Genomic DNA, 12,108 nt, shown 5'->3' with positions numbered 1-12,108 from the left:
GATGATGAAAAAGATGAGCAAGCGAGCCTTGTTGTTGAATTTGAGTTCGCTGACTTTGATTGCTGCTGCCGCCGCGCTGACGGCTTGCGGCAAGAAGACCGAAGAGGCCGCCGCACCGGCTGCCAGTGCTCCGGCTTCCGCGCCGGCCTCCGCCGTGGCCAAGGCCGAACCCTTGAAGATCGCTTTCGCCTATGTCGGCCCGGTCGGCGACGGCGGCTGGACCTTTGCGCATGACAACGCGCGCAAGGCGGTCGAGAAGGAATTCGGTGACAAGGTGCAGACCAGCTTCGTGGAAAAAGTGCCCGAGGCGGCCGATGCCGAGCGGGTCTTCCGCGATATGGCGGGCCAGGGCAACAAGCTGATCTTCGGCACCACCTTCGGCTATATGGAGCCGATGCTCAAAGTGGCGGCCGATAGCCCGGACGTCAAGTTCGAACATGCGACCGGCTACAAGCAGGCCGCCAATTTGCGCAGTTATGACTCGCGCACCTACGAGGGTGCTTATATGGCCGGCGTCATCGCCGGCAAGATGAGCAAGACCGGCACGCTGGGCGTGGTCGGCTCCATCCCCATCCCCGAGGTGATCCGCAATATCAACAGCTTCACCTTGGGCGCGCAGAGCGTCAACCCCAAGACGGTGGTCAAGGTGGTGTGGGTGAATAAATGGTTTGACCCGCCGCAAGAGACCGAGGCCGCGCAGACCTTGATCAACGGCGGCGCCGATGTCCTGATGCAGAACACCGATTCCAGCGCGGTGCTGCAGACCGCCGAGAAGAACGGCAAATACGCCTTCGGCTGGGACTCCGACATGACTGCCTACGGCCCCAAGGCTCACCTTGGTTCGGCGGTGATCAATTGGGCGCCTTACTACATCGCCTCGGTACGCGAAGCGCTGGACGGCAAATGGGCGGCCGGGCCGGGCAAGCATTCATGGTGGGGCGTCAAGGAAGGCTCGATTGATCTGGTCTCGATTGCCGAAGCCGTGCCGGCCGAAACCCGCGCGCAGGTCGACAAGATCAAGGCCGGCCTGAAGGACGGCAGCTTCGCGATCTGGAAGGGACCGATCGTCGGCCAAGACGGCAAAGAGGTCTTGAAGAAAGGCGAGCAAGCCGACGACAAATTCCTGTCCGGCGTCAACTTCTACGTCAAGGGCGTGGACAGCAAGTTGCCGGGCGGCAAGTAAGCGCGAAAGAGCGGACCGGCCTGACCGGGCCGCCAGCAGCGGCCGCTGCGCCAACAGTGCCGGGGCTCTCGCCATCACCATGCTTTCGGCGTAGGTGAATCGTGGCGCGGGCTTTGCTTGGGCCTGCGCAGCTCTCTTTTTCGCCGATCCGCCCGCTGCGTGCGCCCGGCTTCATGCCTTTTGGAGTGTCTGATGATGAGAAGAATATTTTCTTGGCCAATACTGACCCTGAGCACAATCGCGTTTGCTGCGATGACCGCTTGTGCGCCGATCAATACGGGTGCTGGCGCTCAAACACCGAGCGGGGCCGCGATGGCTGACCCCGCCCACAGCAGTCGCAATGCGCTCGATTGGGCCGGTACTTACGCGGGCACCTTGCCTTGCGCCAATTGTCCCGGGGTGCAGACAAGCCTGCGGCTGAACCGGGATGAAAGCTTCGAGCTTTTGCTTCAGTACCTGGAGCGCGACAAGGCGCCCAAGGTTTCGCGCGGCCGTTTCACCTGGGCGGCCAATGGCAATGCGATCACGCTTGATGAGCAGGGCAGCGGGCGCGAATTTCTGGTCGCTGAAGGTCGGCTTGCCTGGCTGGACAAGGGTACCGCGCCGACCTGGCCGCAGGACGCTCGGCAGCAATTGACGCGCCTGACTCCGCTGGCTGTCGGGGAGCTGCCGGGCAAGCTCGAATCCCATCGCTGGACGCTGGTCTGGGCCAGTGACGCCAAGGGTCAACCGATTGCCGGCTTGCCGGCCGCAAGCCCACGCGAAATCCATTTCAATTTCAGCGCCGGCCGCTTCAATATCGAGGGCACTTGCAATCGCATGATGGGTGGCTACCGGGTCGATGCCGAGGGCATGCTCGGTTTTAGCCGGATGGCCTCGACGATGATGGCTTGCGAACCGGCCGTGATGCAGCTTGATGCGGTCGTGGCGGAGCTGCTTGCCGGGGCGCTGAAAATCGAACTTCTGGCCGGCAACGCAAGCACGCTGCGCCTGAGCAGCGCGACCAATGCGACGCTGTTCTTTACCGGGAAAATGACGCCCGAGGCGCGTTACGGTCAACCGACAAGGGTCTTCATCGAGGTCGACGCGACCAGGGTGGAATGCAAAAACGCAGAAGGTGCCAATGCCGAATGCCTGCAGGTGCGCGAGCGCCGCTTTGATGTGCAAGGTCTGGCGGTCGGCGCGCCCGGTGCTTGGCTGCCTTTTGCGGAGCCGATTGAGGGCTACACCCACAGGCCAGGCGTGCGCAATGTGTTGCGTCTGAAACGCTTCGACCGTGCGGCGCATGGTGGAGTTGTCCCCTACCTTTACGTGCTCGACATGGTGATCGAGTCGGAGGCCGTGAAGCCTTGACTGGGTGGCGCCTGAAAACCAAGGTCAGCGCCACTGCACCAAGGAAACCCCCAGACCAATGCCGCTGTTGCGGAAGTTGTAGTTCTGCAGCGAGTCGCCAAAGCCGGCAAAACCGCGCACATAACCGTGTAGATCACCGATCAAGGGGACGGCCCATTCGATCTGCGCATTGCTGCGATTCGGCGTGCTGGAGTTGAACTTCAGATTGTTCTGCAGGGTGGCCGACAGCACATGCTGGCCGAAGCTATAGACCGCCTGCAGTTCGATGCGGCCGGCATAGTCGTTGATATCGGGGTTGTTGTCGATGGCGACGTTCTCGCTGACGCGCCACCATGGTTTGACAAACAAACTGAGATTGCCCGAGGTGAGGCCCAAGGTCGCGTAGACCCGGTTCCAGGAGCGCGACAGCGGGTCGGATTGCCCGTTCGATTGATGGGACAGGCCGAGATTGAGCATGCGCATTTGCAGCCAGTCCGGGCCCAGCCTGAGCGGCACCGTCAGGAAGGCCTCGGGCTGGTAATTGGTCTCGCGAAAGGGGCGCGACTCTTGGGCGTTATAGATTTGCCAATAACTCTGCTGCGTGTAAGCGGCCCACAGATCGATCGGGCTGCCCAGGATGTCTTGCCATATTTTGGTCTTCAGGCTGAGTTGAAACTTGGCCTCCAGATTCTTGTTGTTATCGCCCGCGCCGTAAGCGGTGTTCAATGGGTTGGGCGAGCTGGGGTTGCGGTTGATGTGTTGGCGCCAGCTGAGTGGCAGAAGATAAACCGGCTGATGCGCCTTGACCTTGAAGACCCCGTCCTTGGTTTCAGGGTCGATTTGGAATCGCTCGGAGAAGGTCTGGCCTACCCATTTGCCCTGTGTCGAGTTGGCCGAAGCCGCCGGGGCTGCCGCCGAGCTTGGCGGCAGCGTTGTGGCCACGACTGCAACAGGGGCAGAAGGGCGTCCGGCCGCGCGGTCATAACAAGCCAAGCGCTCGGTGTCTGCGTTGATTTCGCTGCAGGATTGTGCTGCTGCGATCTGCGGCGAAAGGGCGAGGGCAGCTAAGCCGGCAAATAGTATCTTGTGCTGGTTCATGAGCTATGCAGGGCCGGAAGTTGAGACGGAGCAGCGGCTTGGGTCTTTGTCGCAGCAAAATTCGCCGTGATCATAGATGACTCAATTTCCTTGCCATGCGGAATATCGGCGCCAGAGTCGGACGCTCGACAGGCCCGCCGGGCGGGCGTCTAGGCCCTGGCTGCGTGGCCCTAACGATCTATTCGCAGCGCAATATGCGTACACTGGGGCGTGATGAAAATCGTATTTGTTAAGGGCTTGCAGCCCAAATCAATGGGAATCGGTGTTCCTCTGTCGCAGTCCCGAACCGTAGAAAGATTGACCCCATGAACAAGAGAAGCTTCCTCCTCTACGGCGCGTCTTTGGCGGCCGCCGCTGGCTTGAATACCGCATGCAGCACCACGCGTGGCGCATCGGGTAGCCCCTCCGCCCAGCGCCATGAGATTGACGCTGCGGTCGAGAGTTCGCTGGCCCGCCTGTTCAAGGAAAACGCCAGCGCAAGAGAACTGGTGGCCTCGGCCAAGGGTGTGCTGGTGTTCCCCAATTTCGTCTCGGCCGGCTTTATCGTCGGTGGCGCCAGCGGCACCGGCGCGATGCGCAAGGGCGGTAAGAGCAGCGGCTACTTCCGCATGACCGAAGCCTCGGTAGGATTCCTGGCCGGTGCGCAGTCGCAGGGCGTTTTCATCCTGTTCATGACGGATGCGGCCTTGAAGAGCTTCGAGGCCAGCAGCGGCTGGACAGCGGGCGTCGATGGCTCGATCACCATGTTCAAGGTCGGCGCCAGCGCCAGCGTGTCGACCCAGACCGCGCAACAACCCATCATTGGTTTTGTCTTGACCAATGGCGGCTTGATGGGCAGTCTGAGCCTGAGCGGAAGTCGGATCACGCCGCTGACCTTCAACTAATTGGCGGATCAAATTTTTGGCCCGCCTGGGCATTGCGGTTTGAAACCGAACAAGGTGCCGAGTCCGCTTGGCAGCGCCGAGTCGGTCGATATCGTTTACTTGTGGGTAGACGGTAGCGACCCCGTCTGGCGAAGCAAGCGCCATCGGGCGGCCGCTCGCCTGTGCGTGGGCCGCCGCGACGAAATGGCCGTTTATGGCAATGTCGAAGGGCGTTTTCGCGACAACGATGAATTGCGCTACAACTTGCGCGCACTGGAGCGTTACTTCCCCGCCCATGGTCATGTCTATCTGCTTACCGATGGGCAGCGGCCGGCCTGGTTGCAGGAGTCGGACCGGATCACCGTCATTGACCATGGCGAATTGATGCCGGCCGACGCTTTGCCGACCTTTGATTCCGGCCATATCGAGTCCTATGTCCACCGCATCCCGGGCTTGTCGGAGCGCTTTCTGTATTTGAACGACGATGTGTTTTTCGGCTCGCCGGTCCGTCTGGATGATTGGTTCTGGGCCGACGGCATCTATACCGCCTGGTCGGACGAGGCGCTGGTCAGCGATGAGCCGATGCGGGCAGATGCCACCGCGCTGGACAACGCCTGTCGGCTCTCGCATCACTGGCTCCGTAGCAGCGCGAGCCCGCCGGTGGCGGAGTATTCGCCGACCTTCCGCACCTTTGCCCATGCGCCGCGCCCGATGTTGAGATCGGTGATGTTCGAACTCGAGCGTTTGGCACCCGAGCTGTTCGGTTCGGTGCGATCAACGGTGTTCCGAGTTTGGAACAAGCCGACCATCGTGTCGGATTTTGTGATGCGCTGGTCGCTCAGCCGGGGCCGCGCCAAGCTGCGCGGCTATAGCCACTTGTTCTTGGCCACCGGTGCGGCGCATGAAGACGCTGAGGCGCAGGCAGCGCTGCAAGCCTTGGTCGCGTCGGAGGGCCAGCTGGATTTCTTCTGCCTCAATGACACCACCGATGACGCGAGCGCCGATGACCCGCGCCTGCTCAGGGTGCGCGCCGCCTTGCAGCAAATGTTCACTGCGCCTTCGAGCTTCGAGCGGACGGCCTTGCCGGTTTGATGGCTTGTCCGATCTATGTCCGCATATTGTCCATGGGCTGTCCGCGGACAATTCTTCAAGGCCCAGGCTAACGCTAAGTGATTGATTTTCTTGCTGCGGCAAGGCTTCGCGCGGCTGGCACAAGTCCTGCAAAGAGGAGGGCAGAGGCTGCAAATCCTGCCAAGCCATGTCATCAAAGGAAGTCATATGTTTTTGTCCCGTTCGCTCACAGCCATGGCGGCCACGGCATTGCTGATGTGGGTCGCCGCGCCGCTGGCGCAGGCGCAAAGCCAGGCCGCTGGCGATCTGAATCTCGGCTTGAGCAAGGCGCTGGCCGGCAGCCAGACGCCGGCGATCGCCGCCATGGAGTTGCGTGATGGCAAGATCGCCCGGCAGGCGGTGGCCGGCCTGCGGCGCAACGACGGCAAGGAGCTCGCGCAGCTCGATGGCGCCTGGCTGATCGGCTCCAATGGCAAGCCGATCACGGCCGCCTTGCTGGCCAAGCTGGTTGACCGCGGGGTCTTGAGCTGGGATGCGCCGCTGGACAGTCTCTTGCCCGACTTGAGCGAGCAGATGAATCCGCAGTACCGCAAGGTGACGCTGGTCGAACTGCTGTCGCACCGGGCCGGCCTGCCGGAAAACTTCAGCGACGAAAAGTTTTTCGATGCCTTCCACAGCGACGCCCGCCCATTGACCGAGCAGCGCCTGGCCTATATCAGCCGCGCTTTGTCGGAGGCGCCGGTGGCGGCGCCGGCCAGCAAGGTCAGCTATAGCAACACCGGCTTCATCATCGCGGCGGCCATCGCCGAACGCGCCACGCACAGCAGCTATGAGGAGCTGATGCAGCGTGAGGTGTTTGGACCCTTGGGCATGAAACAGGTCGCATACGGCCCGACCCAGGCTGGGCAAAATTCGGGTCACACCCAGGGCAAGCCCGTCAGCAAGGCGTCCGATAGCAACCCGCTGATGTTTGCGCCGGCCGGCAATATGAATATGCCCATGCGCGACTGGGCCAGCTTCTGCCTGGATCAACTCGCCGCCCGGCAGGGCGCAGGCAAATTGTTGAGCCCCGCGTCCTATCGCCTGATGCAGAGTGCGTTGGCGGCAGACGCAGGCGCGGTGGGCTGGGGCGTGCAGGCCAGCCTGGCCGGCCGCAAAGGCCCGGTGCTGCTGCATGGCGGCTCCGACGGCAACTGGTTTGCGCTGGTGGCCTTGTTCCCCGAGTCCGGCCGGGGCGTGCTGGTGGCCGCCAATGCTGGCCCCGATATGGGCGCGGACAAGGCCGTGCAAGAGGTGCTGTTGAGTTTGCTGCCCGACTGAGTCAGGGCAAAAGTCTGCTGCGAAGGTGCATGGGCCGAACTTGCCAAGGGGAATTCTGGATGGTTCGGTCGCTCCAGCGCCGCCATACTCGCCGCGATCGCTAATTCCCTGTCTTGAGCGCCCGCGCAGCCCCTTTTTTGCCGACCTAGCTTGCACAACGATGAAGAACAAAAATAGCGCGCCTGCGCTGGGAACGATCGCGCTGATCTCACTGCTGGTCCTGACGCCGTTGGCGCCGGCAGTTGGCGCCAGCGCTGTGGCAGTGCCGCCGACGTCAATCGTTAGCAAGCAAGAGGCCAAGCGCTTGCAGCAACTCTTTGCCGACTATTACCAGGCCAAGGTCCGGCACGACCCGCTGTGGGCGACCGAGGCCGGCGACAACCGTTTCGACGACCAGTTGGGACTCAGCATCGCGCCGCATCTGCAGGCCAAGCAATATGCGCGATACCGCCAATTTGCTGAACGACTGCACCGGATCAGGCCGGAGTTGCTGGGGCGAGCCGACCGCATCGGCTACGAAATTCTCGACCACGAACTGGCCGAGGCCCTGTCCTTTGAGTCGTTCCCTACTCATTTATTGCCGATCGATCAAGAAAGCAGCATGCCGGTGCTGCTGGCGAATTATTCCAGCGGCGATGGGCCTCAAGCGATCGCGACGCCCCAGCAATACCGGGCCTATCTGAGTCGGCTCAGGCAACTGACGCCCTGGATAGATCAGGCCATCGTCAATATGCGTGAGGGCATCAAGACCGGTATCGTGCCGCCCAAGGCCTTGTTGATCGCGGCCCTGCCTCAGCATCAAAAAATTCTCAGCAGCAAGGCCGAGGCGAGTGTTTTTTACAGCCCGATCAAGCGCCTGGAAGCGGGTCCTGCGGCGGGCTTTTCGGCGGCCGAGCGACGCCGCCTCGGTGCGGCCTACCGGCGCGAAATCGACGCGCATCTGAACCCGGCCTTGGCCCGCTTGGCGCAGTTCTTGCAAAACGAATATCTGCCGGCAGGCCGCAGCAGCGCCGGTTTTGGCGCGCTGCCGAATGGCGATAAATGGTACCGGGCCGCCGTCGCCAGCGCCACCGGCAGTCGATTGGACCCGGCGCAGATTCACGCCATCGGCCTGGCCGAAGTTGCGCGCATTCAGCAGCAGTTCGAGTCGCTGGCGCCAAAGCTGGGCTATAGCGGCCCGGCGGCCGATTTGCCGCAATGGGTCGCGGCACAAGATCAGTTTCATCCCTTCAAAAGCGCGGATGAAATCAACGAGTCGTTTCGTAAGCTCGATGGCCTGCTTGTCGGCAAATTGCCGGCCCTGTTCAGCCTGATGCCCAAGGCCGGCCTGGAGGTGCGGGCTGAGCCCGAGTTGACTCGGGCGACGGCGTCCGACCATTACACCAGCCCTAGCGCCGACGGCCAGCGGCCCGGCGTGTTCTGGTCGGTGGTCAATGACCCTGGCCGTTATGACAGCACCCAGATGACAAGCCTGTTCATGCATGAGGGGCGGCCCGGCCATCACTTTCAGATCGCCCTGCAGCAGGAGCTGGAGTTGCCGGAGTTTCGCAAGTTTGGCGGCAATAACGCCTACTCGGAGGGTTGGGCGCTTTACGCCGAGACGCTGGGTCAGGAAATGGGCTTGTATGAAGAGCCGGCGCAATATTTTGGCCATCTCAATTCGGAGTTGCTGCGCGCCGCGCGTCTGGTGGTGGACACCGGCCTGCATGCGCAGGGCTGGACGCGCGAGCAGGCGATCCAATACCTGCGGCTGACATTGGGCTACGACCTGGCCGATGCGACCAGCGCGATCGAACGCTATATGGCCAGTCCGGGCCAGGCGCTGGGCTACAAAATCGGCGCCATGAAGATCGCGGCGTTGCGCCAGCGAGCCAGCAAGGCCTTGGGGCCCAAGTTCAGCTTGGCCGCCTTTCATGCTGCCGTGATCGGCGAGGGCAGCATGCCGCTGCCTGTGCTTGAGGCCAAGGTTGAACGCTGGATAGCGGCGCAAAAATAGGCGGGCGAGGGCGTGACTTGTGGCGCAATGCGGCTCAGAAAAATTCCTCTCTGCAGCCGTCGCTAACTGCTTCTCAAATCGGTTTGGAGGCGCCGGTTCTCAAAGTCCTCGCTTGGTACAGCCAGCCGCCAAGGCAGGCACTGGTGGCAATAATGAGCCCGCCGTCCGCGCTCGGTGAGAACAGCCAGGCCTGCGGGCCGGACAGCGCCAGGCCGCCGGCAAGGGCGAGTTGTGCGCTGATATTCATGCTCGCGTGCAGCGCGAAGGCGGGCCAGATCGATGGCCAGCGCAGAAACAGCTCCATATAGAGCCACTGCATCGCCAGCACGCCGAGCATCAGGCGCGGTGCCAGCGTCCAGAGCGACTCGCTGGAATAGGCCGAGGTCAGCAGATCGAGATAGGGCAGGTGCCAGGAGAACCAGATCAAGGCGCCCAGCAGCAGCACAAGCGGATAGTGCGCCCGAGCCAGCAGGCTGGGCATCAAATAGCCGCGCCAGCCCGACTCTTCCAAAAAGGCAAACAGGGCGATGCCGAGGGCGGTCGGGATCAGCCGCGCCAAGGCCAGCGACTTAGGTTGCAGCACCAGGCCTCCCATGGCTAGGCCAAGCGCGATCACCAGCCCGACGGCCGCGACGGCGGCAACGGCCACCGCCGCAGCGCTGCGGCTTCGTCCGCGCCAACTGAAATAGCTACTTTTGCGGGTCCTGGGGTCCAAGCGCTTGAAGATGAGGGCCAGCAAGGCCGGCGCCAGGATCCACAACAGCATGCCGCTCGAACCATTCGGACCGATCACCTGTCCTTGGTCGATGACCAGGCGGCCGAGCAGGCCGGCGCCTATGGCCAGGCCGCCAAACAGCAGCGGCAGCAGCAACAGCCCGGCCGGTCTATTCACGGCGCGCGGTGCATGAATGTCGTCAAGGTCTCGGGCGGCGGCTGTACGCCGGCCTGGAACAAGATCCGCCCGACCGCGCCGCGGTGATAGCCGCCATGCGTGATCAGGTGCATCAGCATCTCGGCGCGCGTCATGCGGCCGGACTTGCTGTCAACGAAAGTAAAGTCCACCGCTTCGGCCAGTTCGGCGTCGCTGAGTCCGTCCACATAACGGTCCAGCCACTGGTCGGCCGCCTGCTGGGCTCTGAACAAATCGTCCAGCGCCGGGGTTTCCGGCGTGTTCAGGCCGCTGTAGCCATGCGCCTGGCGCTGCAGATTGCCGTGAAAAATCTTGTCGACCACATAGATATGGTTCAGCACGCGGGTGGCGTTATGCCGCTCTTGCGCCTGGCTGTCTTTGTTCAGGCCCAGCACCAGTGGGAATAGATCGTCATTCGCCCAGGTCTTGAAGGCGATCAGCTTGAGCAGCAGCGGTTTGATGGACATGGCTTTGTAGGGCTTGGCGGGTTCAAAAACTCAGCAGCTCCTTCAGTTCGGCCGCATTGCGGCGCGAGACCTCCAGGCGCTTGCCGTCGATCATGGTGATCTCAAAGCCCTCGCGAATTGACTCCGCGATCGCTTTGATGGCTTGCAGGTTGACCAGATGCTGCCGGCTGGCGCGAAAAAACAGCTGCGCCGGCAAGCGGTCCTCAATCTGGTTCAGCGACTTTTTAACATAGGCATTCTTGGTGTCGCCCGCGGGCTGAGTGAAAAAAACCCGCACATAGTTTTTGCAGCTCTCAATGTAGAGAATCGAGGGCAGCGCGAGCAAGTGGCAATGGTCACCGTCCTTGATGAAAATTTTGCTATTGAGGTCCAGCGCCGGCTTGGCCTCCAGCGCAGGGGCGGGCTCGGCGTCTGGTTCGCTGCTCAGCTTGGCCACCGCCTGCGCCAGTCGCAGCGGGCTGATCGGCTTGAGCAGGTAGTCGACCGTGTTGAAGTCGAAGGAGCGGATCGCGTGCTCGGAGAAGGCGGTGGTGAACACGATGCGCGGCGTGTAGTCGAGCTTTTCGAGTAGCTCGAAGCCGCTGTCGCCGGGCATGTGGATGTCGAGAAAAAGCAGATCAGGCCGCAGCTGCTCGATCAGGATGCGCGCGTTATCGGCGTTGTCGGCCTGGCCCAAGACCTCGATCTGGTCGGTAAAGGCGCCCAGCATGCGCACCAGGCCTTCGCGGGCCAGGCGCGAATCCTCGATCACCAGGGCTCTTAGTTTGCTTGTTCTCATCGGCTGAACTCCTTGGGCAGGCTGAGCTCGACCTGGAAATGGCCGGCCGTCGCCATGACGGTGAGCGCCGCGCGCTCGCCGTAGAGCAGATGCAGGCGCCGCTCGATATTGGCCAGGCCCAGGCCCAGACCTGGGGGCGAGGTGGCGGCATTCAGCGGCGCGTCATTGCCAACTCTGAGCAAAAGGCTGTCGCCGGCGTCGATCGCTTCAACGCTGAGCGTGCCGCCCTGGGGCAAATGGTCGAGGCCATGCTTGATCGCGTTCTCGACCAGCAGTTGCACGACCATGGGCGGCAACAAGCAGCCCAGCAGCGCGGGCGGCACGCTGTGCCTGAAATCCAAGCGGTCCTCCATTTGGGTGCGCATGATCGCGACATAAGCCTCGATGATCGCTAACTCCTGGCTCAGTCGGGTCTTGCTTTGCTGGCTGCTCTCCAGCGAATAGCGCAGCAGCTCGGACAAGGCCACGATCATCGCGTCGGCACGCCCCCCGTCTTCATGAATCATGAAGCGGATATTGTTCAGCGCGTTGAACAGGAAATGCGGCTTGAGCTGGTTGGTCAAACTGCTCAGTTGAGCGGCCTTCAAACTCATCTGCAGGCGCAAGTTCTGCAGCTCGCCCTCGCGGGCGCGCTGCGCTGCCGCCGCGCTGATGTAGACGAAAGCCCAGGCGCTGATGAAGAGCTGGGCCTGCAGACCATTGCTGAGGATGTTGCGCAGCAAGAAGTCGCCAGTCTTGAAATCCGCCCGCCCGCCGCTGATCTGCGCCCAGAAAAACGGCATCACCATGGCCGCCACCACCGCTATCACGGCGACCCCGCTCAGAAGGCTGTAGCCGATGACGATAGGGATCAGCCGCCCCATCACCAAGGCTGCCCAGCCGCGCCGCAGATAGAGCCAGCGAAAGCCCAGCACCGCCAGCGTATAGGGGGGCATCCAGGCCAAGGTGTTGGCTAGGTTGAGTCCATCCAGCCGGCCGAACAAGAGGATGCTGAGCAGCGTCACCGCAGCGATGAAGCCCATGGCCGCGCCGTGATAGAGCCAGAACTGCCGCTCGCGGGGGAAGAACTTCATCTTGGGTTTGGTTTCAA

The 12,108-nt window shown here is 62.3% G+C and carries 11 protein-coding genes; 6 read left to right on the top strand and 5 right to left on the bottom strand.

Translation table 11 applies throughout. From position 1 onward, the window contains the following. The first annotated feature begins 4 nt into the window (after positions 1-4). Positions 5-1,183: a BMP family ABC transporter substrate-binding protein gene (locus LNV07_RS11165; protein WP_263571279.1), complete on the top strand. Its 1,179-nt coding sequence runs from the start codon at positions 5-7 to the stop codon at positions 1,181-1,183. A gap of 312 nt (positions 1,184-1,495) precedes the next feature. Then, a complete protein-coding gene (locus LNV07_RS11160; RefSeq protein ID WP_263571230.1) occupies positions 1,496-2,536 on the top strand; it encodes a copper resistance protein NlpE N-terminal domain-containing protein in 1,041 nt (346 codons plus the stop codon). Between the two features lie 24 nt (positions 2,537-2,560). Here the strand turns inward: LNV07_RS11160 and LNV07_RS11155 are convergent, their stop codons facing one another. Next, positions 2,561-3,457 (bottom strand): phospholipase A, encoded by an 897-nt coding sequence (locus LNV07_RS11155; RefSeq protein WP_263571229.1) that lies wholly within the window; start codon positions 3,455-3,457, stop codon positions 2,561-2,563. A gap of 461 nt (positions 3,458-3,918) precedes the next feature. Between LNV07_RS11155 and LNV07_RS11150 the strand changes: the two genes are divergently transcribed. The 4 genes from LNV07_RS11150 (at position 3,919) to LNV07_RS11135 (ending at position 8,863) form a co-directional block, all read left to right on the top strand. After that, positions 3,919-4,497, top strand: coding sequence for a BPSL1445 family SYLF domain-containing lipoprotein (locus LNV07_RS11150; protein ID WP_263571228.1), 579 nt, complete (start codon positions 3,919-3,921; stop codon positions 4,495-4,497). 54 nt (positions 4,498-4,551) lie between these two features. After that, positions 4,552-5,568: a stealth family protein gene (locus tag LNV07_RS11145; protein WP_263571227.1), complete on the top strand. Its 1,017-nt coding sequence runs from the start codon at positions 4,552-4,554 to the stop codon at positions 5,566-5,568. 186 nt (positions 5,569-5,754) lie between these two features. Then, positions 5,755-6,867, top strand: coding sequence for a serine hydrolase domain-containing protein (locus LNV07_RS11140; RefSeq protein WP_263571226.1), 1,113 nt, complete (start codon positions 5,755-5,757; stop codon positions 6,865-6,867). Positions 6,868-7,027: 160 nt separating this feature from the next. Then, positions 7,028-8,863, top strand: a complete 1,836-nt coding sequence (locus LNV07_RS11135) for a DUF885 domain-containing protein (RefSeq protein WP_263571225.1) — start codon at positions 7,028-7,030, stop codon at positions 8,861-8,863. Between the two features lie 73 nt (positions 8,864-8,936). Here the strand turns inward: LNV07_RS11135 and LNV07_RS11130 are convergent, their stop codons facing one another. Genes LNV07_RS11130 through LNV07_RS11115 form a run of 4 tightly spaced genes read right to left on the bottom strand, consistent with a single transcriptional unit; the run spans position 8,937 to position 12,091 of the window. Further along, complete coding sequence (locus tag LNV07_RS11130) at positions 8,937-9,755, bottom strand: CPBP family intramembrane glutamic endopeptidase (protein WP_263571224.1); 819 nt, start codon at positions 9,753-9,755, stop codon at positions 8,937-8,939. Beyond that, a complete protein-coding gene (locus LNV07_RS11125; RefSeq protein WP_263571223.1) occupies positions 9,752-10,240 on the bottom strand; it encodes a DinB family protein in 489 nt (162 codons plus the stop codon). The genes LNV07_RS11130 and LNV07_RS11125 overlap by 4 nt, the downstream gene beginning before the upstream one ends. Positions 10,241-10,262: 22 nt before the next feature. Continuing rightward, on the bottom strand, positions 10,263-11,018 hold the full coding sequence (locus tag LNV07_RS11120; protein WP_263571222.1) for a LytR/AlgR family response regulator transcription factor: 756 nt from the start codon (positions 11,016-11,018) through the stop codon (positions 10,263-10,265). Next, positions 11,015-12,091, bottom strand: a complete 1,077-nt coding sequence (locus LNV07_RS11115) for a sensor histidine kinase (RefSeq protein WP_263571221.1) — start codon at positions 12,089-12,091, stop codon at positions 11,015-11,017. The genes LNV07_RS11120 and LNV07_RS11115 overlap by 4 nt, the downstream gene beginning before the upstream one ends. Between the last annotated feature and the right edge of the window lie 17 nt (positions 12,092-12,108).

This window comes from Roseateles oligotrophus, assembly GCF_025717515.1.
Lineage (GTDB): Bacteria > Pseudomonadota > Gammaproteobacteria > Burkholderiales > Burkholderiaceae_C > Paucibacter_A > Paucibacter_A oligotrophus.
The sequence above is the reverse complement of the archived record's forward strand: the minus strand, read 5'-3'. Positions and strand labels throughout refer to the sequence as shown.

Coding starts and splice junctions, on each gene's coding strand:
- LNV07_RS11165 (WP_263571279.1), top strand. CDS start 5: ATGAAAAAGATGAGCAAGCGAGCCTTGTTGTTGAATTTGAGTTCGCTG.
- LNV07_RS11160 (WP_263571230.1), top strand. CDS start 1,496: ATGGCTGACCCCGCCCACAGCAGTCGCAATGCGCTCGATTGGGCCGGT.
- LNV07_RS11140 (WP_263571226.1), top strand. CDS start 5,755: ATGTTTTTGTCCCGTTCGCTCACAGCCATGGCGGCCACGGCATTGCTG.
- LNV07_RS11115 (WP_263571221.1), bottom strand. CDS start 12,091: ATGAAGTTCTTCCCCCGCGAGCGGCAGTTCTGGCTCTATCACGGCGCG.
- LNV07_RS11150 (WP_263571228.1), top strand. CDS start 3,919: ATGAACAAGAGAAGCTTCCTCCTCTACGGCGCGTCTTTGGCGGCCGCC.
- LNV07_RS11120 (WP_263571222.1), bottom strand. CDS start 11,018: ATGAGAACAAGCAAACTAAGAGCCCTGGTGATCGAGGATTCGCGCCTG.
- LNV07_RS11125 (WP_263571223.1), bottom strand. CDS start 10,240: ATGTCCATCAAACCGCTGCTGCTCAAGCTGATCGCCTTCAAGACCTGG.
- LNV07_RS11135 (WP_263571225.1), top strand. CDS start 7,028: ATGAAGAACAAAAATAGCGCGCCTGCGCTGGGAACGATCGCGCTGATC.